A 21,988-nucleotide genomic window follows, 5' to 3' on the forward strand; every position below is an offset into this window, starting at 1 on the left:
GTTACCTCAGCCGCAATGCGTTCAGCGATACGGTAATTGACGAGGTCGACATCGCCAAGGCCGCGATCAGCGGTGTTGCCAGTCCGATCACGGCCAGCGGAACGGCAATCACGTTGTAAACGGTTGCGATCTGGAAGTTCTCGCGGATGCGACGGGTGGCCTTGATGGCCGTATCGCAGGCATCCGCAATGGGCAGAAGGTCATTGCCCAGAAGAACGATGTCCGAGGCAACCCGCGCCGCATCCAACGCCGAGGCCGGAGAGATCGACACATGTGCCGCCGCCAATGCAGCCGTGTCGTTCAGGCCGTCCCCCACCATCAGAACTTTGCGGCCCTGATCCCTGAGGTCCTGAATGCGCTGTGCCTTGTCCTGCGGCAAAGCCTCGGCGACCCAATCCGTTATTCCCAGCTTCTCGGCCAAAGATTGCACGGCGCCCTTCGAATCCCCCGAGATCAATAGCACATGCTTGCCTGACGCCCGCAACGCTTCCACCGCCTCGGCCGCGCCTGGGCGCAACGCGTCCGAGAAGCGGAACGCCAAGGGCGCATCGTCGCCAATTGCAAGCCAGGCAGACGTTTCCGCGCCCTGCTGTGCGCCGAGCCATGCGGCCCGGCCCAAACGAACGCGTTGACCGCGGTATTCCCCTTGGGTGCCGTATCCCGGCACTTCGGTTATGTCCCGAACATTTGCAGGCTTGATCCCGGCCTGTCGCGCGGCTTTGGCCAATGACACGGACAAGGGATGCGCAGAGGCCTCGGTCAGGGCCAGCGCAACCTCGACCTGCGCGCGGGCGTGATCGCCAAGATTGACCAGTTCCGGCGCACCCGAGGTCAGCGTGCCCGTCTTGTCGAACACCACGGTGTCGGTCTCGGACAACCGTTCGAGCGCGGTTGCGTGCTTGATCAGCATACCCTTGCGGAACAATCGGCCCGAGGCAGCGGTGGTCACTGCCGGAACAGCCAGACCCAAGGCGCAGGGACAGGTGATGATCAGAACCGCCGCGGCGATGTTCAGAGCGGTGCGCAAATCGCCCGAATAGATGTACCACCCCACAAAGCTGAGCGCCGAAAGGATGTGGACACCGGGCGCATAAAGCTTGGCGGCCTTGTCGGCCAGCGAGGTATAGCGGGACCGCCCCGATTCAGCGATGGCCACCAGATCCGCCATCCGGTGCAGCGACGTATCCTGACCCACTGCTGTGGCGCGCAGGGTTAGTGGACCTGTCAGGTTGACCTCGCCCGCGCTGACCAGCTGGCCGGCTTCGGCAAACACCGGCAGGGTTTCCCCCGTCAACAGCGAACGGTCCAGTTCGGATTGGCCAGACACAATCTGACCGTCCACCGGCATTCGGCCACCGGGGCGCACAAGGATCAGATCACCAACCTTCAGATCGGCCACCGCAACTTCGGCCTCTAGCCCGTCCACGATGCGGATGGCGCGCGGCACTTCCAGAGCGGTAAGCTCTTCTGCCGCGGATCGGGCTGCGGCGCGGGTGCGGTAGTCCAGATATCGGCCCGCCAGCAGGAAGAATGTCAGGGTCAGCGCGGCATCGAAATAGGCATGCTCTCCGCTCAGTGCGGTCTCCCACAAGGATGTGACCAGCGCCAGCAGGATCGCCAGCGTGATCGGCACATCCATGTTCAGCCGCCGCACCCGCAGGGCGCTCCAAGCGTTGGCAAAGAACGGTTGCGCCGAAAAGGCAATGGCGGGCAGCGCGATTGCAGCGGAAATCCAGTGGAACATGTCGCGCGTCGCGTCTGTTGCGCCGGACCAGACCGACACCGACAACAGCATCACGTTCATGGAAGCAAACCCGGCGACGGCCAGTCGCATCAGCAGGTCACGTCCCGCCTTGTCCGCCTGTGTTGCCGACAAAGCGCCGGTGTCAAGCTCGTGCGCTTCGAAACCTGCCCGTTCAAGCACCGGGATCAGATCGGCCGCTCGGGTTTCCGGCGCGGCTTTGATCATCGCCCGTTTCAGAGTCAGGTTGACCCGCGCGTCTTCGACACCGGGATGGGCGTTCAGTTCACGTTCGACCGTCGTGATACAGGCCGAGCAGTGGATGCCCGGCAAGGACAAGGCAATCTGCACATCTTCCGGAATCGGGCGCGCGGGTTCTGCTGGTGCTGCCAGACACCCCGGGCAGGCCGCCGTACCGGATGAAAGCTGCGCCGTCATCGGTTACCCTTTCACATACAGCGGAACGCGCTGCGAAAACTCGGCACCATTGCCGTCACGCGCGACCAGCCGGATATTCCAGTTGCCCTTGCCCAGCATGGCCGGAGTGGCATAGGCCGCGCCGTCAAAGGTGAAATCCGGTGCGAAATCGTCCCGCACATGGGTTGCGCGGCCAACCACCGCCTGCAATTCGCTGACCTGAACCGGCGCGCCGGTCGCGTCCGTAATATGCAGGATCAGAAGGCCACCTTTGGTTTCTGCCCGAACCGTCCAGCCCAATGCCTGCTGCTCTTTCAGGCGATCGTTGAACTCCTGGCTGGCAACGTAGGAATTCTTGACCTCCAGCCCCGGAAACGTCTTCACCGCATTATAAGCCAGCACGAGGTTCACCGCGATGATCACGCCAAAGGCACCGACAAACACCGCCAAAGCGTGCTTTCCGGTGAATTTACGTTCGGCCATGATCAGTTCCCCCGTCCGTTGAACGTGGTGTCTTTGTAAGCACGTTCGCCGCTGCTGAGGTCTTCGACCCAGATCCGCACTGGCGTCGCTTCTGCTGCCGCCGGACCGCTGTCACGGGATGCCACGATATATACACGGGTCAATTGTGCCGTATCCGCCGTGACATTCACAGTATCTATCTTGGTTCCCTCAATTTCCAATCGCATCGACGGATCGCCCGCCAGAGACAATTTGAACAGGCGGTCCTCACCGTGCTTGTTGCGCAGCCTGACGTCATAGGTGTTTCGAATGGTGCCATCCGACAGGGTGACAAAGGTCGGGTTGCGCACGGGTGCTACGGTCAGATCGATGTCAGAGCGAATGAACAGGGCGAACAGCAGCGCAACCCCCACCAGTGACCACAACGAGGTGTACAGGATCGTACGGGGCCGGAAGATGTGTTTCCAGACATTCTTGGGCGGTTGTCCCGAGCGTTCGCGCGGCTCGTCGCTGAGCGCCATATAATCGATCAGCCCGCGCGGTTTGCCGATCTTGGCCATCATGTCGTCACACGCGTCGATACACAGGGCACAGGTGATACATTCAAGCTGCTGACCATCGCGGATATCGATTCCGACAGGGCAGACATTCACGCAGGCCATGCAGTCGATGCAATCCCCCAACTCGGAATCAGCTGTTCGCTTGCCTTTGCCGCGCGGCTCACCACGCCATTCGCGGTATCCCACGACCAGCGTGTCTTCATCCATCATCGCGGCCTGAATGCGCGGCCAAGGACACGCGTAGATACAAATCTGTTCGCGGGCGAACCCGCCGAAAAAGAAGGTCGTGCCAGTCAGAACCAGCATCGTCGTGTAAGCGACGGGATGCGCGTTGCCCGTCACAAGATCGCGGAGCAACGTCGGCGCATCCGCAAAATAAAACACCCAGGCACCGCCGGTGGCCAGGCCGATCAGGAACCAGGTCATCCATTTCGTCAACCGGAGCCGAGCCTTGCGGAAATCCAGCTTTTCCTGACGATGCAGGCGCAATCGGGCGTTTCTGTCGCCTTCGATCCAGCGCTCGACCAGAATGAAAAGGTCAGTCCAGACCGTTTGCGGGCAGGCATACCCGCACCAGACCCGCCCCAGCGCAGATGTGAATAGAAACAGACCCAGCCCCGCCATGATCAGCAGGCCCGCCACGAAATAGAATTCGTGCGGCCAGATTTCGATCCAGAAGAAATAGAAGCGCCGGTTTGCCAAATCCAGCAGGACGGCCTGATCCGGCAAGCTGGGGCCGCGATCCCATCTGATCCAGGGCGTTACATAGTAAATGCCCAGTGTCACGATAAGGATGATCCATTTCAGGTTCCGAAATGGCCCAGAAACGCGCCTTGGAAAGATCGGTTCTCGTGCGGCGTATAGGCTGGGGGTGGGGTTGGAATCGCTCACAGGCTGGCTCCGGTACTGGCTCTTCTGAGTGTGTGTTCTTCCAGATCACGTGCATAGCAACTTTGACATGGGTCAAAACGCGCATCGTACAGACACCTTTTATCACATTTCCCGTGCCTGACGCCTCAACCACGTCACAAAAGTTCTGACAGCTGGTCTAAGTGCTGAATTTGGCGTCACAATATGGTATCCGCGCGTATCCGGCTCTGCATAAAGCTCGACAATACGACCGGCCTTGATGTCAGGCTCGACGAAATGTCGCACCGTGACAGTGACCCCCTGCCCGGCCCGCAGACCGTCCAGTACCAGGTTTCCCGGCAGCTCGGTCCGGCCTGCACCGCGTTCAGGACCGGCACCATGTTCGGCCAGCCAGGTCGTCGCCTCGGTGGTGCCGATTTCCTCAAGCCAGGGCAGCTGGGCCAGCTCGGTCGGAGTCCATGATGTCTTTTCCCCCAGCAGTTTCGGGGCGGCGACGATGACCACGGGCGACTGCAACAGCATTTCCGATTGCACACCGGTCCAACCGCCGGGGCCGTACCGAATGGCAATATCGATCCCACCCGGTCGCAGTTCGACAATTTCCGCAGTGGGATCAAGGATCAGGTTCACCTCGGGGTGGGTTTCGCGAAAGGCCGGTAGGCGCGGCATCAGCCATGAGGCTGCAAAAGAAGATGTCAGCGACACGTGGACCGGGCGATCCTGACCAGACCGCGCCAAATCCCCCACTGCCGCCTCGATCGCGCCAAACCCCAGTTGCAGGGCTCGGGCCAGGTGTTCGCCATCGGCGGTCAGGGTCATGGCTTTGCCGGTTCGATCCAGCAAGGCAGCACCCAGATGTTTCTCAAGTACGCGCAATTGCTGGCTAATTGCCGCATGGCTTACGTTTAGCGCAGCACCAGCTTCGACGACGTTGCGTTTATCAGCAAATGCCGCAAACGCCCTCAGCGCGGCCAACGGGGGAAGCGACAACCAGTTCATATGTAATCCTGACTTACACCACGGAATGGTATTTGAGTCGCATTCAGCACCTCAAAGGTCAATCTTTATTGCAGAGATACCCGTGCAGAGGAGACCAACCATGCTGACCGTTTTTGCCAGATCTTTCATGACCGCAACCCGGATCAATGCGCCGCATATTCGCGATGTGCCAAAACCGGGTCGCCACAAACGCCGTTGGCTGCCGGAAGGTCATTGGTGGATTAAAAACCCGCGCGAGGTGGATCCGAACAACTTTTGACGCAGGTAACAGTAAACCTGAATCTGGACCACAGGTTTAAGTGGCCTTATTGTGGGAAAAAAGCACCGGCTGTTCAGGAAACGCGCGAACAGATGGAACAGCCGGTGCCCCAGCCTTCGGGCGGCGAACCGCCCGAAGGTGTTCTTTAGATCTTACTGACCGCCGCCCAACTGGTGGACATAGGCAGATACGGCGCGAATCTGCGCCTCGGTCAGGCGGGTATCCCAGTTCGGCATGACACCAAAGCGGCTGTAAGTTACGGTTTCCGTCAGCATTTCTTCACTGCCACCGTAAAGCCAGATCGCGTCAGTCAGGTTCGGCGCACCCTGGAAGATATCGCCTGTGCCATCCTCGCCGTGGCAGGCCGCACAGTTGTCTTCGAAGACAACTTTACCTGCCTGCGCTGCCGCATCGTCGGTCTGGGCATTGCTCAGCGACATGACGTACTGGACCACCTGCGTGATTTCCTCATGTTCGAGGATTTCGCCAAATGCCGGCATCTCGGAATAGCGCGCATCGGCGCTTTCTTCGTTCCGGATACCGTAGCTGACGGTGTAAACGATATCGTCCAGCGTTCCGCCCCACAGCCAGGCATCATCCAACAGGTTCGGGAAACCCGGCGCACCCTGCGCACCCGAACCATGGCATTGTGCGCACCAGGTCCGGAACACCGCACCTCCCGAGTTCACGGCATATTGCTGCAGCTCTGCATCCTTGGCGATGTCTTCCAGCGAAGTTTCCACCAGCTTGGCGTTCCAGGGCGCGTTTGCCTCTTCGAAGGCAACCATGTCCTGCTGAACGTTTTCTCGGGTTGACCATCCCAGCACACCGGCTGTCGCGCCGTGGACCAAGGGCCAGGCCGGAAACATGATCGTATAGATCACGCCCCAGAAGATGGTGGCGTAGAAGGTCCATAGCCACCAGCGCGGCATGGGATTGTCGAATTCCTCAATCCCGTCCCAGCTGTGCCCGGTTGTATTTGGATCGCCCGGCTGTTTATCAGGTGTCTTGCTCATTGCCGCGCCTCCTTGGGTGTGGCGGGTTTGTCTTGATGCCGGAAGGGAATGTTGGCGGTGTCCTTGTATTCCTTGCTGGCACCGGGGCGGAAAACCCAGATCACGATGCCAACGAAGAAGGCAAACAACACAAGCAGCATCCAGCTATCCGCGAACTGTCGAAGAAGTGTGTATTCTTCCATCCCACCCTCCTGTTAACGGCTTGCATCCGGGGTAAAGGTCGAGAAATCGACCAGCGTACCCAGCATTTGCAGATAGGCGATCAGCGCGTCGGCTTCGGTCAGTTCAGGCTGACCATCGAAGTTGCGTACGTTGACCTTGTCACCGTACCGCTCCAGCAGACCGTCGTAGTCACTGTCCGGGTCGGCCTGCGCGCTGAAATCGGCAACCGCGTTTTCCAGCATCTCGTCGGTATAAGGGGTGCCGACAACCGCATTGGTCGCCATGATGTCACCGATATACTTGCCGTCGATCTTGCGATGTTCGAGGAAGCCGTATTTGGGCATCACCGATTCAGGCACCACAGACTGAGGGTCGCGCAGGTGGTCCATCTGCCACTGATCCGAATAGCGGCCACCGACACGCGCCAGATCAGGTCCGGTACGCTTTGATCCCCACTGGAACGGGTGGTCATACATCGATTCAGCCGCCAGCGAGTAGTGGCCATAACGTTCGACCTCGTCCCGCATCGGGCGGATCATCTGGCTGTGGCAGACATAGCAGCCTTCGCGGATGTAAATCTCACGCCCTGCCATTTCGAGAGGGGTGTAAGGGCGCATGCCCTCCACCTTCTCGATGGTGTTCTCAAGATAGAACAGCGGGGTGATCTGCACCAGGCCACCGATGGTCACGACCAGAAAGCTGAAGATCAGCAGGAGGGTCGCGTTGGTCTCGAGGATCTTATGTTTGTCGAGAATTGCCATTGCTCCGGCCCTCCCTCTATTCAGCAGGGACCGCGACGGTCAGGCTGGCCTCTTTGGCCGGCGCTTTCCGCACAGTCATCCACAGGTTGTAGCACATGATCACGGCGCCAGCGACGAACAGAACGCCACCCAGAGCACGTACCACATACATCGGGAACTTGGCGGCCACGGTGTCAGCGAACGAGTTCACCAGGAAGCCGTTTGCATCCACTTCACGCCACATCAGGCCTTCCATGATACCGGTGACCCACATCGACGCGGCGTAAAGCACGATGCCGATCGTGGCGAGCCAGAAGTGCCAGCTGACCATCTGCAGCGAGTACAGACGCTCGCGCTTCCAAAGCACGGGCACCAGGAAGTACAGCGCGCCAAAGGTGATCATGCCGTTCCAGCCCAGCGCGCCCGAATGCACGTGACCAATGGTCCAGTCGGTGTAGTGGCTGAGGCTGTTCACAGCACGGATCGACATCATCGGACCTTCAAAGGTGGACATGCCGTAGAAGCCGACCGAGATGACCATCATGCGGATGATTGGATCGGTGCGCAGCTTGTCCCAGGCACCCGACAGGGTCATCAGACCGTTGATCATACCACCCCACGACGGCATCCACAGGATCACCGAGAACACCATGCCCAGCGTCGACGCCCAGTCAGGCAGCGCAGTATAGTGCAGATGGTGTGGGCCGGCCCAGATATACAGGAAGATCAGCGCCCAGAAGTGGATGATCGACAGCTTGTACGAAAACACCGGACGCTCGGCCTGTTTCGGGATGAAATAGTACATCATGCCAAGGAAACCCGCGGTCAGGAAGAAGCCCACAGCGTTGTGGCCATACCACCACTGGATCATAGCATCCTGCACGCCTGACCAGACGATGACCGATTTCGAACCCCAGATGCTGACCGGGATGGTCATGTTGTTGACCAGATGCAGCATGGCAACGGTGACGATAAAGGCCAGGTAGAACCAGTTGGCCACATAGATGTGGGGTTCTTTCCGCTTGATGATCGTACCCAGGTAGACCGCCAGATAGGCGACCCAAACAATGGTCAGCCACAGATCGACATACCATTCAGGTTCGGCATATTCCTTGGACTGCGTTCCGCCCAGCACATAGCCGGTTGCGGCCAGAACGATGAACAGCTGGTAGCCCCAGAACACGAACCACGCGAGGTTGCCGCCCCAAAGCCGCGCTGCGCTGGTACGCTGAACCACATAGAACGAGGTTGCGATCAATGCGTTACCGCCAAATGCAAAAATGACCGCCGAAGTGTGCAACGGACGCAGACGACCAAAATTCAGATAACCCTGCGCCCATTCGAAGTTCAGTACCGGAAACGCCAGCTGAAACGCGATAAACGTCCCGGCGAGGAACCCGATCACGCCCCAAAAGGCAGTTGCGATCACGCCATAGCGGATCACGCCATCCATGTATTCGCCCGAGCGGTCGATCTGAATATCTGGCTCGTCTGTGTTTCGAAGCGTCCAGATGAACAGGCCACCGGCGATGAGCATCACCAGCAGCGCATGTACCTGATACGCCAAATCGCGTGCATAATTGGTTCCGATCGCTGCAAACAGCGCGATCAGACCAAGCACGATCAGCTTGATGTAATTCGACATATTGCGTCCCTTTGCCATGCCCCGCGCGCTTTTGATTCTTATGACGCGCGAAACCCATTTGACTGGCTGCCGTTCTGAAGCACGGCCACCTTCATTGCTTTGATCTGTATCAAGACAGTCCAGCGTTTTCTATGACACGCATGGTAATAGAAAAGGGCTAACAGGTCACATGAGACCAATTGCCCGAACCATGAGGTCAAAATGGCGTACAAATCTCTTCTCACAGTCATGACCGAAACGCAGACTGCACAGGCTGCTTTGGCGCAGATTGTGGCCCTGGCCGAGGCTCAGGATGCCCATGCCGAAGTCCTGTGTCTGGGCGTCGATCGCAGTCAGACAGGTTACTATTATGCGGGTGCCAATGCTTTGATCGTTCAGGAAACGCTGAACCGGGCCAATGCCGAGGCACAGGATTTGCTGGCCTTTGCCAATGACTATCTCGGCAAATCCGGCGTGCGTTGGTCCGCCGAACACGGCGTTGCACAAATTGCCGATATCGGGCGCCACGTCGCGCACCGGGCCCGGTTTTCCGACCTTGTGATCCTGCCACATCCGTATGGTGAAGGTCGGGGGGCCGAGGCCGAGCCCATTATCGAAGCGGCCATGTTCGAAGGACATTGCCCTGTTCTTGTGGTTCCCGACAGCGGCGCGCCGTTGAAAGCGCCGGGCAACATCATGATCGCCTGGAACGAAAGCGTCGAGGCCATGTGCGCCATCCGGCGGGCCCTGCCCTTCCTCAAACGGGCCGAGATCGTCCGTATTGTGGTTATTGACCCACCACAGCATGGGCCAGACCGGTCGGACCCGGGTGGGATGCTGTCCCAGATGCTGGCCCGTCATGGTGTCAAATGCGAGATCGATGTGCTCAGCAAGACCATGACCCGCGTCTCGGATATCCTTAATCGCCACGCGACGGATACCGAATCGGACATGATTGTGATGGGCGCTTATGGCCACTCCCGCTTTCGCGAAGCCATTCTGGGCGGGGCGACCCGGAACATGCTGGAACAATCCTCGGTTCCGGTGTTCCTGGCGCACTGACCTAAACAAGCAAAAAGCCGCCTCGACAGGCGGCTTTTTTCACCCCCGACGAATGAGGCCGATCAGGAACAACAGGATCACGGCCCCAATTGTTGCGAAAAGGATCGACGACAACAGGCCCCCGCCAACAGAAAATCCTAGCGCCGGAAAGATCATGCCCGATAGGAACGCACCGACGATGCCGACGATAATGTTGCCGATCAGGCCGAACCCACGGCCCTCCATGATCTTTCCCGACAGCCATCCGGCGATTGCGCCAATGAACAGCATTGCCAACAGACTGCTGAACCCCATGCCACACTCCTATGTTAGTTCGTGAACCGACCGGATGGTCGCGGTAAGCGAGTTCTGCCGAGCGAAAGACCGGTCAGACCAGAAACCCGCCATCGGAATCGTCGCCTGCTTCTTCCATGAGCCGGCCAAGATCGGGGATGGTCACGTGACGTTTGCCTTCCAGCAAGATCAAACCGTCCTTTTTCAGAGCTGAGATCTGGCGGCTGACCGTCTCAAGCGTAAGTCCCAGATAATCCGCCATGGCCTCTCGGGTCAGGGGCAGATCGAACACGATCGGTCCCGACAGGCCCTTTTGACCAATGGACGCATCCCGGCGGGCAATGATCGATATCAGGCTGGCGATTTTTTCGCGCGCTGTCTTGCGACCCAGAACCAGCATCCATTCACGGGCAGCATCAAGCTCGTCCAACGTCATCTGTAGCAGGCGATGCGCGATGTGTGGCGTTTCGTTCATCAGCTCTTCAAATGGTTTCTTGCGGAAACAGCACATCACGACATCCGTTGTCGCCTGCACATCGTAAGGCGCAATGTCGCGCCCCGGGCGACCGACGAAATCGCTGGGCAAGAGAAGACCAACCATCTGGGTGCGCCCGTCTTCCATCGTTTGTGTCAGCGACGCGATTCCCGCGACGACTGAACCGACAAAATTCATCTGGTCGCCCGACCAGATGATGGTCTGACCCGCTTCGAAACTGCGGTAATACTTAATGGCATCAAGCGCTTCCAGCTCGTCAGCGTCACAGCGGGCGCAGACCGCGCGATGTCGTATCGGGCAGTCTGCGCAATTTGAATGATCGAACTGTGCTTTTATTGTCATCTGCGTTTCCACTTGATCTCCGTCAAAGCACCTAAGTCGCCTGCCCCCTAAGGGTATCGTCATGATAGTGAAACCACAATTGGCAAAGCTTGGACTTTTTGACGCGAAAGTACCGCGTTACACAAGCTATCCCACAGCGCCCCATTTCAACAATGACGTGGGGGCGGACATGTTTGGCGACTGGATTTCGGGAATCGAGCCCGGCAGCGCCATATCCCTTTATATCCACGTCCCGTTCTGCCGCAGGCTGTGCTGGTTCTGCGCCTGCAGGACGCAAGGCACACAAACCGACAATCCGGTGATTGCATATGTGGATGTTCTGAAAGCCGAGCTGGACCTGCTGGCGGCGCGCCTGCCCGCGGGCGTGGTGCTGTCGCGCCTGCACTGGGGCGGCGGTACGCCAACGTTGCTGAACGCCCAGCTGATGCGCGATCTGGCACAGCACATTCTGGGGATCGTCCCCATGGGGCCGGATGCCGAATTTTCGGTTGAAATCGATCCGAACGAGATTGACGAGGCGCGTCTGGATGCGCTGGCAGAGGCAGGCATGAACCGCGCCTCGATTGGAGTGCAGGATTTCGACGATGAAATCCAGAAAACCATTGGCCGCATTCAAAGCTACGATACCACGCGCGACGCGATCGACATGATCCGCGCACGTGGCATTGCCAGCCTGAACGCGGATATCCTTTACGGGCTGCCACACCAGACGAAGGCCCGGATGACGGAAAGCGTGCAGAAGCTTCTGTCGCTCAGCCCGGACCGCGTGGCGCTTTATGGGTACGCCCATGTGCCGTGGATGGCCAAACGGCAGCAGCTGATCCCGTCGGACGCACTGCCAACGCCCGAACAACGGCTGGAACTGTTCGACACCGCCCGCCGCCTGTTCCTGTGGGACAACTACGCCGAGATTGGCATCGACCATTTTGCCACGCAGGATGACGGGCTGACCCAGGCCCTGCGCACGGGTCGTCTGAAGCGGAACTTCCAGGGTTATACCGACGATCAGGCCGATGTGTTGATCGGTGTCGGGGCCAGCTCGATCTCGCGCTTTCCACAAGGCTATGCGCAGAACGCCCCGGCCACATCCGCCCATACAAAAGCCATCCGCAACGGGCAGTTTTCGACATCCCGCGGGCACCTGTTCAAAGGTCAGGATATTCTGCGCGCCCGTCTGATCGAAGCGCTGATGTGCGATTTCCGGATCGATTCGGCTGAAATCCTGCGCGATCACGATATCTCGGCCGCAGCGCTGAATGAGATGTATCGTGCCGCCAACGCCTCATTCGACGGGCTGCTGCAAATCAGCGAGGAAGGGCTGTTCATCCCCCCCGAGGCGAGGGCGCTGACCCGGATGGTTGCCCGCAGCTTCGACGCATACGACCTCAGCAAAGCCGGGCACAGCTCGGCGATCTGACCTTTTTTTCGGGCAACATTCAGCCCGTTGAGTACAAAACACATCGGGGGCTTGACGCACGCCTGCGGTTTTTTCCACACTCAAGCTGTGGGGTGATGTTTCGCCCTGCGGCCTGAGGCGGGCAAATTACAGACAGTCCTAGCTGACGCGACTGCGTCGGACGGCCCTTTTCGTGCAGCCATTCTGCAACCTGAAAGAGGGACAACACTCATGCGCGTATTCACCGTCCTCGGGCCCAGCCAGTCGGGCAAATCTACCCTGGTCGAGGCCATCAGCCGCCTCGACGGGCGCCCGACCACATTCGATGTTTCCGGAACCGTGCACTTGCACGGTTTTTCTTACCTGGACGAGCCCTGGTGCGCGATCGACGTGGATGGGGGTGGCGATTCCCTCGCGTATGTCGGCCCAGCCATGGCGATCTCGGATGCTGCCGTTATCGTGGTACCGCCCGATCCAAATGCCGCCGTGCTGTGTGCGCCGTATCTTCGGCTGGTGGAAGAGGCAGGCATTCCCTGTTTTCTTTTCATCAACCGCATGGACAACCCCAATGGCCGCATCCGCGACATCATCGCGGCGCTGCAAACCTACTGCACGCACCACATCGCCCTGCGTCAGGTTCCGATCCGTGAGGGGGACACGATCATCGGCGCGGTCGATCTGATCTCGGAACGGGCGTGGAAATATCAGGAGGGCCAGCCGTCGGCCCTGATAGAGCTGCCCAAATCTGTCGAGGATCGCGAGCAGGAAGCCCGGACCGAGTTGCTTGAGACACTTTCCGATTTCGATGACCACCTGCTGGAACAGTTGATTGAAGACAAACAGCCCCCAAGCGATGAGGTTTATGAGCTGGCCGCGCAGGTTTTGCAGAATCATCAGTTGATCCCAGCCTGTCTGGGCGCCGCAAGCCACGGCAACGGGCTGACGCGCCTGATGAAAGCGCTGCGTCATGAGGCCCCCGAGTTTGATATCGCCGCCGGACGAGACGAGGCCGCCGAAAACGCCCGTGCCATCGCGGGCTTTGCGGATGTCAAAAAGCATATCGGAAAGATCATCGTTCTGCGCGGCCTTGGGGACGGGGTAAAAGCCCATGAGGCGTTGGGCGGTGAAACGGTCGGCAACCTGACAACACTGGACGCCAAGACCCAGATCGCCGCGCTGGAGGCCGGGCAGATCGGACTGGCGGTCAAATCCGATCACCTCAACCCCGGATACATTTATGACAGTTCCTCCGCGACAGAGTTGCCGGAATGGGCGTCTTCTCATCCGGTTGCGCATCGTCAAGTCGTCTCGCCCGCGCATGAGCGGGACGATGTGCGCCTGTCAAACGCCCTGAGCCGTCTGGCCGAAATCGATCCGGGCCTGCATCTGCAACAGGATGAGATGAGCGGCCATTCGATTCTGGGCTCGCAAGGTCCGCAACATATGCGCCGCGTGACCGCCAAGCTGGCAGAGGATTTCGGGATCGAGATCGAGGCGGAACAGGTGGAAACCGCCTATCGCGAAACCATCCGCGCAACGGTTGAGCATCGCCATCGCCATCGCAAGCAATCCGGCGGCGCGGGGCAATTCGCGGATGTGGTAATATCGGTCGCGCCATTGCCGCGCGGATCGGGGTTCCAGTTCGATGAGGTGGTCAAGGGCGGCGCCGTTCCCAAGAACTACATCCCGTCTGTGGAACACGGAGCCAAGGACGCATTGGAACAAGGCCCCGAAGGCTTTCCCGTAGTTGATGTCAAAGTGACCCTGAGCGATGGCAAACACCACAATGTGGACAGTTCGGATTATGCCTTCCGGACCGCAGGCAAGAACGCCGTGCGCGAGGCATTGCCGCAAGCCAAACCTGTGGTCCTGCAACCGATCCTGAGCGCCGAGATACACTTACCCTCGGCCTTTGTGGGCGATCTCGTACCAACGATCAGCACCCTTCAGGGGCAGGTTCTGGGATTTGAGGGCAACCCGAATGCAACGGGCTGGGAGATATTCAACGCCCAGTTGCCCGCCGTTGCCGAGGACGAGCTGCACCGCACCCTTGCCAGTGCCACACGTGGAACTGGGTGGGTCAAGCTGAGCTTTGATCACTATGAAGAACTGCGCGGGCCTGTGCCCCAGTCATCGGCGCGAGAAAAAGCCAGCGCCTGACTCGCGACACCGGGCGGGCTGTTCTCAGCCCGCCGCTGCGATCAATTCGCGGGTATAGTCGGTCTGGGCGTTTTCGAACAAATCCTCTGCCGCGCCCATTTCGACCACATCGCCGTTTCGCATGACGATCACGTTGTGCGACATGGCACGGACCACTTTCAGGTCATGGCTGATGAACAGATAGGCCAGCCCGTATTTCTGTTGCAGATTGCGCAGCAGATCGACGATCTGAACCTGAACGGTCATATCCAGCGCGCTGGTCGGCTCGTCCAGAACCAGCAGTTTGGGCCGCAGAACCATCGCGCGGGCAATGGCGATGCGCTGACGCTGACCGCCGGAAAACTCGTGCGGGTATCGATCCATCGTCGCCGGATCAAGCCCCACTTCGGTCATCACCTCGGCCACAAGTTCACGCGGTGCGCGGTCCGGGTCGACGTTGTGAATGGCCAGACCTTCTGCAATGATCTGCTGGCAGGTCATTCGTGGGCTGAGGCTGCCAAACGGGTCCTGAAACACAATCTGCATGTCCTTGCGCAACCGCCGCAGTTCCCGCGTGGACCATTTGCGCACGTCCTGATCGCGAAAGGTGATGCCACCCTCGGACGCGATCAGCCGCATCATGGCCAGTGCCAGTGTGGTCTTGCCCGACCCGCTTTCACCAACAATCCCCAACGTCTCACCCGCGCGCACACTGAGGGTCGCGTCGTTCACCGCTTTCACATATCCAACCGTACGCTTCAGAAACCCGCGCTGGATCGGGAACCAGACCTTGAGGTGGTCGGTGCGTGCGACCTCTTCCGCATCCGTGGCAACGGGTTCAGGCTGACCCGACGGTTCTGCCGCCAGAAGTTTGCGGGTATAGGGGTGCTGCGGGTTTTCGAAAATCTCGGTCGTCACGCCGGTTTCGACAATCTCGCCGTCTTTCATCACACAGACCCGGTCAGCAATGCGGCGCACGATGCCCAGATCATGGGTGATAAACAGCATCCCCATGTTTTCCGATTTCTGCAATTCAGCCAGCAGTTCGAGGATCTGCGCCTGAATGGTCACATCCAGTGCCGTTGTCGGCTCATCCGCGATCAGGATGTCCGGCTTGTTGGCAAGGGCCATGGCGATCATCACCCGCTGCCGCTGACCGCCCGACAACTGATGCGGATAGCTGTCCAGCCGGTCTTGAGGGTCGCGGATACCGACCTTGGTCAGCAATTCGACAATCCTGTCCCGCGCCACATCGCCCGCTACACCCTGATGCAGGGCCAGCGATTCAGCCATCTGTTTCTGGATCGTGTGCAACGGGTTCAGCGAGGTCATCGGCTCCTGAAAGATAAAGCTGATGTCATTGCCCCGCACATCCATCAGATGCTGTTCCGAGGCGCCAATCATCTCTTGCCCATCATAGGTGACCGAGCCTTCGACCAACGCGCTGTCGCCAAGCAAAGATACGGTGCTGAGCGCGGTGACCGATTTGCCCGATCCGGATTCGCCCACCAGCGCGACGGTTTCCCCGCGGTCCACAGTGAAGGACACGCCTTTGACGGCCGCGTTGACCTGCCCATCCTGACGGAACGAGACCTTGAGGTTTTTCACATCCAGCAAGCTCATGAGAAGGTCTTTCTGGGATCGAACGCATCCCGCACGCCTTCAAAGATGAAGACCAGCAGCGACAGCATGATGGCAAAGGTGAAGAAGGCGGTGAAGGCCAGCCATGGGGCCTGCAGGTTCTGTTTGGCCTGCAAGGTCAGCTCTCCCAGCGAGGGGGCCGAGGATGGCAGGCCAAAGCCCAGATAATCCAGCGAAGCCAGCCCGCCGATGGTTCCGGTGACGATGAACGGCATGAAGGTCAGCGTGGCCACCATCGCATTGGGCAGCATATGGCGGAACATGATCGTCATGTTGCCCACGCCCAGCGCCCGCGCGGCGCGCACATATTCAAGGTTCCGCGCCCGCAGGAACTCGGCGCGCACCACGCCAACCAGCCCGGTCCAGCTGAACAGGATCATCAGCGCGACCAGCAACCAGAAACTTCGCCCCAGCACCGCAAACATGATGATGATGACATAAAGCGACGGGGTTGCGGACCAGATCTCGATGATCCGCTGAAAGATCAGGTCCAGCCACCCACCAAAGAACCCTTGGATGGCGCCCGCGAAAATCCCGATAAGGCTTGCCGCGCCCGTCACAAGCAGCGTGAACAGGATCGAAAGGCGAAAGCCGTAAATCACGCGGGCCAGCACATCGCGCTTGGTATCATCGGTACCCAGCAGGTTCTGGCCGTTGGGCGGCAGGGGCGCCGCGCCGGGCCGGTCCACCGAGGTATTGAAGGAATAAGGGATCAACGGCCAGAGCGACCAGCCGCGTTCAAAACCCTCGGCCTGGAATGTACCGGCGTCGATCTGTTCGATGATGCCTTCGGGATCATCGAAACAGTCTTCCAATCCACCGCTGTCGATCAGGCACTGAACCTCGGGGTCGCGATAGATCGCTTCGGTCTGGAAATCACCGCCAAATTCGGTTTCGGCATAGAAGTTGAAAACCGGCGTAAAGTACTCTCCCCGATACTTTACAAGGATGGGTTTGTCGTTGGCGATGAACTCGGCAAACAACGACAGGCCGAACAATACCGCGAAGATGATCAGCGACCAGAAGGCCCGTCTGTTGCGGCGGAAGTTGCTCCAGCGGCGCTGGTTTAGCGGGGACAAAGCCATTTACCCCTCCCGCTTTTCGAAATCGATGCGCGGGTCGACCAGCACATACATCAGGTCGCTGATGATGCCAACGACCAGCCCCATCAGACCGAAGATGAACAGCGTGCCGAAGATCACCGGGTAATCGCGGGCCACGGCGGCCTCGAACCCCAATCGGCCCAGACCATCCAGCGAGAAGATCGTCTCGATGATGATCGACCCGCCAAAAAACACCCCGATGAACACGGCCGGGAACCCTGCAATCACGATCAGCATCGCGTTGCGGAAGACATGACCATAGAGAACCTTGCGCTCGCTCAGCCCTTTGGCACGGGCGGTCATGACATATTGTTTCTTGATCTCATCCAGAAACGAGTTCTTGGTCAGCAGGGTCAGTGTCGCAAAGGCCGAGATTGTCAGCGCAATCGTCGGCAGTGCTATGTGCCAGAAATAATCCGTCATCTTGCCAAAGAAACTCAGGCTATCCCAATTGTCCGACGTCAGGCCGCGCAGCGGGAAGATTTGCCAGTATGACCCGCCAGCAAAAAGCACCAGCAGCAGGATCGCAAACAGAAAGCCCGGAATGGCATAGGCCACAATAATCGCCCCGCTTGTCCAGGTATCGAATTGCGATCCATCCTTGACCGCCTTTCGAATACCCAGCGGGATCGAGACCAGATAGGCAATCAGGGTCGACCACAGCCCCAGCGAGATCGAGACCGGCATCTTTTCCAGCACCAGGTCGATCACACTGATCGAGCGGAAATAACTCTCGCCGAAATCAAACGTCAGATAGTTGCCCATCATGATCACGAACCGTTCAAGCGGGGGCTTGTCGAAGCCGAATTCTTTTTCAAGTTCGGCAATAAACTCGGGCGGAAGGCCGCGTGCGCCGACATATTTGTCGTCGAAGACACCGCCCGCCGGTTCGGAACCCGCTCCGGCATCGCCCCCACCGGCGAACCCGGCGAACACGTCACCCTGACCCTCGATTTGCGCGATGATCTGTTCGACCGGCCCGCCAGGTACGAACTGGACCAGCGTGAAGTTGACGATCATGATACCCAGAAGGGTCGGAATGATCAGCAATAAGCGTCTTAGTATATAGGCGCCCATGTTATCGCAGCGCGCCTTTCGCTTTCAACGCAGCCTGTTTTTCCGGATTGATCCACCACAAATCCAGATAACCCAGCGAATAGGGCGGCAGGTTTTCCGGGTATTCGTACATATCGTAATATGCTGTCCAGTATTCTGCGATGTACCCCACGGGGATTACGAAAAACTCGTACCGCAAGGCGCGATCCAAAGCCATTAACGCCGTGTCCTGATCGGCCTGATTGTCAGTTTCAAAGGACGCCTCGATGATCGCGTCGACCAAGGGGCTGGCCAGACCTGCCGGATTGAACAGGCTAAAAGCCGCTTCTTCCGATCCGTACATCTGGCTCAGACCGCCCCCGGTAGACAAAAACGACCCGTAGCGCGTGGAATAGACCATGTCATAATCCCGCTCGCGGCTGCGCAACGTGTATTGCGCCGGGTCAACTTTCTCGGTCGAGGCATCCACCCCGATGGATTGCAGGTTTTGGACATAGGTTTCGATCATCGTTGCGGTCGAGGTCGGCAGGTTTGAAGGATATGGAATATTCACCTTCAAAGTCTGCCCTTCGGTATTGCGGCGGATATTGCCTTCGCCGACGGTCCAGCCTGCCTCGTCCAATAACCTGGCAGCTTTGCGCAGGTTTTGTCGGTCATTCAGGCGTGCAGGGTTTGATTCGTGCGCCACTACAGCGGGTTCCGTCAGGACATCTTCGGGAACGACGTCGCCCAACGCCTGCAGGAACGCCAGCTCAGCCCCTTCGGGCAGGCCTTGCGCCTCGATCGGGGTTCCTTGCGTGAAAGAATTCCGCGGCGTGTTCAGGCCGAACAACAATGACTCGTTCGTCCATTCGAAATTGAAGGCCAAGGCCAGGCCCTTGCGGACATTCTTGTCGGCGAATTGCGGTTTTCCAAGGTTGAAGACAAAGCCCGAAGGTGTCGGCGGGCTGCCATCTGCGATCTCATCCCGAATAACGGTGCCTTCATCCAGCTTCGGGAAATCATACCCGGTCGCCCAAAGCTTGGGATCACTTTCAATCCGAAATGTATATTCACCCGCCTTGAAACCTTCGAACGCTGCCGTCTGATCGGCGAAATACTCGACCCGAATTGTATCGAAGTTGTTGCGTCCGACATTGAAAGGCAGGTCCTTGCCCCAATAATCGTCCCGGCGTTTGTAAACGATGCGGCGATTGATGTCGTAGCTGTCGAGCTTGTAGGGGCCAGAGCCCACCGCCACTTCCAGCCGTGGTTCATCCAGGCGCCGTGTCTCATCTGCCTCGAACCATGCTTTTGAGAAAACAGGAGTTGAGCCGACGGTTTCGATCAGGCTGCGGCGAGTGACTTCGGGATTGAATGTAAATTTTACGGTATGGTCATCCAACGCCTCGGCTCCTGTCACCATACGGCCAACGGCCTGCGCGTAAGATGGCAGGCCCTGTTCGATGAACAAACGGTGGCTGTAGACAACATCTTCCGCCGTGACAGGCGTGCCATCCCAAAAAGTTGCTTCGGGGCGCAAATGGAAAATGACGTAATTGCGCCCTTCGTCATATTCCAGACTTTCCGCAACTACGCCGTAATACTGCCCGACACTGTCTTCGGCACTTTCAAACAGACGGTCATATTGCAATGTGGTCAGCGCACCGGCACGCCCCTTTCGCGAATAGGGGTTGAGGGAATCGAACGTTCCCGAAGCTGCCAGCGAAAGCTCGCCGCCTTTGGGGGCGTCGGGATTCACATAATTCAGATGCGCATAGTCCGCCGGGTAATCCAGATTTCCGAAATACGAATACCCGTGGCTGCGGGTGACACCCTCATCCAGCGCCTGGGCTGTATGCGGAGCAATCAGCGCGGCACAGAGCCCCAATATGCCAACCCATGGCCTTACCTCGAGATCACGTGCAGCAGGCATCAGGGATTTCATGTGGCTCATCCTCTCGGTCATTGTCACCGTCAATGTCGTAACCGCTAGCTAAAGTGCCAGCACGTGCAGATACAAGTTTAGAATGCGTGAGCACTTTGTGAAGGTTTCTTCAGACAAAAAAGCCGCTGCGTTGCGGCAGCGGCTTTGAATGGTTCTGATCGCTCAGGCAATCAGTTGCCGATTGTCTGCAGATAGGCAATCACGTCGGCGCGATCCTGCGGCTTTTTCAGGCCGGCAAAGCTCATCGATGTGCCCGAGATATAATTGCCGGGCTTGGTCAGGAAGGCATCCAGCGCTTCGGGTGTCCAGTTGCCGCCATGCGCCTGCATACCGGCCGAGTACCCGGTGAAACCGTTGGCCGAGGCGACCGGGCGATTAACCACACCGTACAGGTAGGGGCCGGTGCCGTTTGCGCCGTCTTCCAGCTTGTGGCACGCGGTGCATTTGCGGAACACTTTTGCGCCGCTCTCGATGTCTGCGGCGGCCAGCAGGTCTTCAAAGACCACTTCTTCACCGTCGGCGCTTTCGCCCGAGCTTTCGGTTTCGATAATGTAGGCGGCCTCAGCCGAGCCATGGCCACCGGAAGAATAGAGGACATCTGCCCCCCACTTGGCCAGAAGCAGCACCAGGAATGTGCCGAACAGGCCTGCGGCGGCCTTGGTTACTGTCATCGTGTCGAACATTGATCGCGAGTCCATTTCAGCTGTCTGGGCAGCTGTCTAAGGCTTCCCCTTGCGAGAGGCAAGGTATAGACACCGCGACGAAACGACCAAATCGCGAACTTGTTGCATGGAATCGACCAAATGACCAATCGCATTGCCTTTCAGGGGGAACCTGGCGCCTACAGTCACGAGGCCTGCCGCAACGCTCGGCCCGATATGGAAGCCCTGCCCTGCCGCACTTTCGAGGATGTGATCGAATCGGTCCGCTCGGGTGCTGCGGATCTGGCAATGCTTCCGGTCGAGAACACGACCTATGGACGGGTGGCCGATATTCACCGGCTGTTACCCCACAGCGGGCTGCATATCATCGATGAGGCCTTTGTCCGGGTTCATATCAACCTTCTTGCCGTGCCGGGTGCAAAACTGGAAGACATCACCGAGGCGCATTCGCATCTGGTACTGCTGCCGCAATGCGCGGGCTTTCTGAAGGAACACGGCATTCGCGGCCGCGTCAGCCCCGATAACGCCCGCGCCGCCCGCGAAGTGGCTGAGGAAGGCAATCCGCATTCAGCCGCGCTGGCCAGCGAGCTGGCCGCTGAGATCTATAACCTGAACGTTCTGGCCCGCCATATCGAGGATAATGACGACAACACGACCCGCTTTCTTGTCATGTCGCGCGAAACGGATTTGTCCCGCCGGGGCGATCATGGGATGATCACCAGCTTTGTGTTTCAGGTCCGCAACATCCCCGCCGCGCTTTACAAAGCGATGGGCGGGTTTGCCACCAATGGGATCAACATGACCAAGCTGGAAAGCTATATGGTCGACGGCTCCTTTACCGCGACGCAGTTTTACGCGGATATTGTCGGGCATCCCGAAGACCGCAACGTGCAGCTGGCCATGGACGAGCTTGAGCATTTCACGACCAATGTCGAGGTTCTGGGCGTCTATCCGGCAGCACATCCGCGCGGATAATCACGGTTCGCCATGGCATTCCTTTGGGCTTGTTTCGTTGTTGCCCGTTTTTTCGAAGCTGTTTGG

General features: G+C 58.7%; 20 protein-coding genes. 5 read left to right on the plus strand and 15 right to left on the minus strand.

The genetic code is table 11. The features are described 5' to 3' along the window. Position 1: 1 nt before the first annotated feature. The 4 genes from ACR0AM_RS18705 to ACR0AM_RS18720 form a co-directional block, all read right to left on the minus strand. A complete protein-coding gene (locus ACR0AM_RS18705; protein WP_480623692.1) occupies positions 2–2,179 on the minus strand; it encodes a heavy metal translocating P-type ATPase in 2,178 nt (725 codons plus the stop codon). Between the two features lie 3 nt (positions 2,180–2,182). Beyond that, a complete protein-coding gene (locus tag ACR0AM_RS18710; RefSeq protein WP_480495953.1) occupies positions 2,183–2,641 on the minus strand; it encodes a FixH family protein in 459 nt (152 codons plus the stop codon). A gap of 2 nt (positions 2,642–2,643) precedes the next feature. Beyond that, a complete protein-coding gene (gene ccoG / locus ACR0AM_RS18715; RefSeq protein WP_480520918.1) occupies positions 2,644–4,071 on the minus strand; it encodes a cytochrome c oxidase accessory protein CcoG in 1,428 nt (475 codons plus the stop codon). A gap of 102 nt (positions 4,072–4,173) precedes the next feature. Beyond that, positions 4,174–5,049 carry a LysR family transcriptional regulator gene (locus ACR0AM_RS18720; RefSeq protein WP_480623693.1) on the minus strand — a complete coding sequence of 292 codons (876 nt, stop codon included), beginning with the start codon at positions 5,047–5,049 and terminating at the stop codon, positions 4,174–4,176. A 100-nt stretch (positions 5,050–5,149) separates the two neighbouring features. Here ACR0AM_RS18720 and ACR0AM_RS18725 point away from each other — a divergent pair, with 100 nt between their 5' ends. Beyond that, the gene (locus tag ACR0AM_RS18725) at positions 5,150–5,308 is read left to right on the plus strand and encodes a hypothetical protein (RefSeq protein ID WP_480474077.1); all 159 of its coding nucleotides are present in this window, start codon (positions 5,150–5,152) and stop codon (positions 5,306–5,308) included. A gap of 152 nt (positions 5,309–5,460) precedes the next feature. On the opposite strand, the gene ccoP is transcribed toward ACR0AM_RS18725, so the two are convergent. Genes ccoP through ccoN form a run of 4 tightly spaced genes read right to left on the minus strand, consistent with a single transcriptional unit; the run spans position 5,461 to position 8,871 of the window. Then, positions 5,461–6,324 (minus strand): cytochrome-c oxidase, cbb3-type subunit III, encoded by an 864-nt coding sequence (ccoP, locus tag ACR0AM_RS18730; RefSeq protein WP_480474078.1) that lies wholly within the window; start codon positions 6,322–6,324, stop codon positions 5,461–5,463. Beyond that, on the minus strand, positions 6,321–6,506 hold the full coding sequence (locus ACR0AM_RS18735; protein ID WP_209507756.1) for a cbb3-type cytochrome c oxidase subunit 3: 186 nt from the start codon (positions 6,504–6,506) through the stop codon (positions 6,321–6,323). Before ACR0AM_RS18735 ends, ccoP begins: the two co-directional genes overlap by 4 nt. Positions 6,507–6,518: 12 nt before the next feature. Then, positions 6,519–7,247, minus strand: coding sequence for a cytochrome-c oxidase, cbb3-type subunit II (ccoO, locus tag ACR0AM_RS18740; protein ID WP_480474079.1), 729 nt, complete (start codon positions 7,245–7,247; stop codon positions 6,519–6,521). Positions 7,248–7,263: 16 nt separating this feature from the next. Continuing rightward, the gene (gene ccoN, locus ACR0AM_RS18745; protein ID WP_480623694.1) at positions 7,264–8,871 is read right to left on the minus strand and encodes a cytochrome-c oxidase, cbb3-type subunit I; all 1,608 of its coding nucleotides are present in this window, start codon (positions 8,869–8,871) and stop codon (positions 7,264–7,266) included. A gap of 201 nt (positions 8,872–9,072) precedes the next feature. On the opposite strand from ccoN, the gene ACR0AM_RS18750 reads away from it, so the two are divergent. Then, complete coding sequence (locus ACR0AM_RS18750; RefSeq protein WP_480495960.1) at positions 9,073–9,912, plus strand: universal stress protein; 840 nt, start codon at positions 9,073–9,075, stop codon at positions 9,910–9,912. Between the two features lie 39 nt (positions 9,913–9,951). Here ACR0AM_RS18750 and ACR0AM_RS18755 read toward each other — a convergent pair whose 3' ends face one another. Continuing rightward, positions 9,952–10,206, minus strand: coding sequence for a GlsB/YeaQ/YmgE family stress response membrane protein (locus ACR0AM_RS18755; protein WP_209507747.1), 255 nt, complete (start codon positions 10,204–10,206; stop codon positions 9,952–9,954). A 73-nt stretch (positions 10,207–10,279) separates the two neighbouring features. Beyond that, positions 10,280–11,023 carry a transcriptional regulator FnrL gene (gene fnrL / locus ACR0AM_RS18760; protein ID WP_480474082.1) on the minus strand — a complete coding sequence of 248 codons (744 nt, stop codon included), beginning with the start codon at positions 11,021–11,023 and terminating at the stop codon, positions 10,280–10,282. Positions 11,024–11,084: 61 nt separating this feature from the next. Here fnrL and hemN point away from each other — a divergent pair, with 61 nt between their 5' ends. Together hemN and ACR0AM_RS18770 are read left to right on the plus strand one after the other, a co-directional pair. Next, the gene (hemN, locus tag ACR0AM_RS18765) at positions 11,085–12,440 is read left to right on the plus strand and encodes an oxygen-independent coproporphyrinogen III oxidase (protein ID WP_480623695.1); all 1,356 of its coding nucleotides are present in this window, start codon (positions 11,085–11,087) and stop codon (positions 12,438–12,440) included. 210 nt (positions 12,441–12,650) lie between these two features. Further along, positions 12,651–14,579 (plus strand): elongation factor G, encoded by a 1,929-nt coding sequence (locus ACR0AM_RS18770; protein ID WP_480474084.1) that lies wholly within the window; start codon positions 12,651–12,653, stop codon positions 14,577–14,579. Between the two features lie 24 nt (positions 14,580–14,603). Here ACR0AM_RS18770 and ACR0AM_RS18775 read toward each other — a convergent pair whose 3' ends face one another. The 5 genes from ACR0AM_RS18775 to ACR0AM_RS18795 all read right to left on the minus strand — a co-directional run bounded on the left by ACR0AM_RS18775 (position 14,604) and on the right by ACR0AM_RS18795 (position 20,968). Next, positions 14,604–16,181, minus strand: a complete 1,578-nt coding sequence (locus ACR0AM_RS18775) for an ABC transporter ATP-binding protein (protein WP_480623696.1) — start codon at positions 16,179–16,181, stop codon at positions 14,604–14,606. After that, complete coding sequence (locus ACR0AM_RS18780; RefSeq protein ID WP_267363535.1) at positions 16,178–17,284, minus strand: ABC transporter permease; 1,107 nt, start codon at positions 17,282–17,284, stop codon at positions 16,178–16,180. The genes ACR0AM_RS18775 and ACR0AM_RS18780 overlap by 4 nt, the downstream gene beginning before the upstream one ends. Next, entirely contained in the window at positions 17,285–18,379 is a 1,095-nt protein-coding gene (locus ACR0AM_RS18785; protein WP_480508568.1) for a microcin C ABC transporter permease YejB, read from the minus strand. Position 18,380: 1 nt separating this feature from the next. Further along, complete coding sequence (locus ACR0AM_RS18790; RefSeq protein WP_480495964.1) at positions 18,381–20,285, minus strand: extracellular solute-binding protein; 1,905 nt, start codon at positions 20,283–20,285, stop codon at positions 18,381–18,383. 170 nt (positions 20,286–20,455) lie between these two features. Then, the gene (locus tag ACR0AM_RS18795) at positions 20,456–20,968 is read right to left on the minus strand and encodes a c-type cytochrome (RefSeq protein WP_480623709.1); all 513 of its coding nucleotides are present in this window, start codon (positions 20,966–20,968) and stop codon (positions 20,456–20,458) included. Positions 20,969–21,088: 120 nt separating this feature from the next. Between ACR0AM_RS18795 and ACR0AM_RS18800 the strand changes: the two genes are divergently transcribed. Beyond that, positions 21,089–21,922: a prephenate dehydratase gene (locus ACR0AM_RS18800; protein WP_480495966.1), complete on the plus strand. Its 834-nt coding sequence runs from the start codon at positions 21,089–21,091 to the stop codon at positions 21,920–21,922. Positions 21,923–21,988: the final 66 nt, after the last annotated feature.

Source organism: Ruegeria sp. AD9, assembly GCF_056542305.1.

What these genes read in the sequence shown, in the direction of transcription:
- ACR0AM_RS18785 (WP_480508568.1), bottom strand. Translation starts at nt 18,379, where the DNA reads ATGGGCGCCTATATACTAAGACGCTTATTGCTGATCATTCCGACCCTT.
- ACR0AM_RS18725 (WP_480474077.1), top strand. Translation starts at nt 5,150, where the DNA reads ATGCTGACCGTTTTTGCCAGATCTTTCATGACCGCAACCCGGATCAAT.
- hemN (WP_480623695.1), top strand. Translation starts at nt 11,085, where the DNA reads ATGATAGTGAAACCACAATTGGCAAAGCTTGGACTTTTTGACGCGAAA.
- ACR0AM_RS18750 (WP_480495960.1), top strand. Translation starts at nt 9,073, where the DNA reads ATGGCGTACAAATCTCTTCTCACAGTCATGACCGAAACGCAGACTGCA.
- ccoP (WP_480474078.1), bottom strand. Translation starts at nt 6,324, where the DNA reads ATGAGCAAGACACCTGATAAACAGCCGGGCGATCCAAATACAACCGGG.
- ACR0AM_RS18800 (WP_480495966.1), top strand. Translation starts at nt 21,089, where the DNA reads ATGACCAATCGCATTGCCTTTCAGGGGGAACCTGGCGCCTACAGTCAC.
- ACR0AM_RS18720 (WP_480623693.1), bottom strand. Translation starts at nt 5,049, where the DNA reads ATGAACTGGTTGTCGCTTCCCCCGTTGGCCGCGCTGAGGGCGTTTGCG.
- ccoO (WP_480474079.1), bottom strand. Translation starts at nt 7,247, where the DNA reads ATGGCAATTCTCGACAAACATAAGATCCTCGAGACCAACGCGACCCTC.
- ACR0AM_RS18735 (WP_209507756.1), bottom strand. Translation starts at nt 6,506, where the DNA reads ATGGAAGAATACACACTTCTTCGACAGTTCGCGGATAGCTGGATGCTG.
- ACR0AM_RS18710 (WP_480495953.1), bottom strand. Translation starts at nt 2,641, where the DNA reads ATGGCCGAACGTAAATTCACCGGAAAGCACGCTTTGGCGGTGTTTGTC.
- ACR0AM_RS18775 (WP_480623696.1), bottom strand. Translation starts at nt 16,181, where the DNA reads ATGAGCTTGCTGGATGTGAAAAACCTCAAGGTCTCGTTCCGTCAGGAT.
- ACR0AM_RS18790 (WP_480495964.1), bottom strand. Translation starts at nt 20,285, where the DNA reads ATGAAATCCCTGATGCCTGCTGCACGTGATCTCGAGGTAAGGCCATGG.
- ACR0AM_RS18780 (WP_267363535.1), bottom strand. Translation starts at nt 17,284, where the DNA reads ATGGCTTTGTCCCCGCTAAACCAGCGCCGCTGGAGCAACTTCCGCCGC.
- ACR0AM_RS18795 (WP_480623709.1), bottom strand. Translation starts at nt 20,968, where the DNA reads ATGTTCGACACGATGACAGTAACCAAGGCCGCCGCAGGCCTGTTCGGC.
- ACR0AM_RS18770 (WP_480474084.1), top strand. Translation starts at nt 12,651, where the DNA reads ATGCGCGTATTCACCGTCCTCGGGCCCAGCCAGTCGGGCAAATCTACC.
- fnrL (WP_480474082.1), bottom strand. Translation starts at nt 11,023, where the DNA reads ATGACAATAAAAGCACAGTTCGATCATTCAAATTGCGCAGACTGCCCG.
- ccoN (WP_480623694.1), bottom strand. Translation starts at nt 8,871, where the DNA reads ATGTCGAATTACATCAAGCTGATCGTGCTTGGTCTGATCGCGCTGTTT.
- ACR0AM_RS18705 (WP_480623692.1), bottom strand. Translation starts at nt 2,179, where the DNA reads ATGACGGCGCAGCTTTCATCCGGTACGGCGGCCTGCCCGGGGTGTCTG.
- ACR0AM_RS18755 (WP_209507747.1), bottom strand. Translation starts at nt 10,206, where the DNA reads ATGGGGTTCAGCAGTCTGTTGGCAATGCTGTTCATTGGCGCAATCGCC.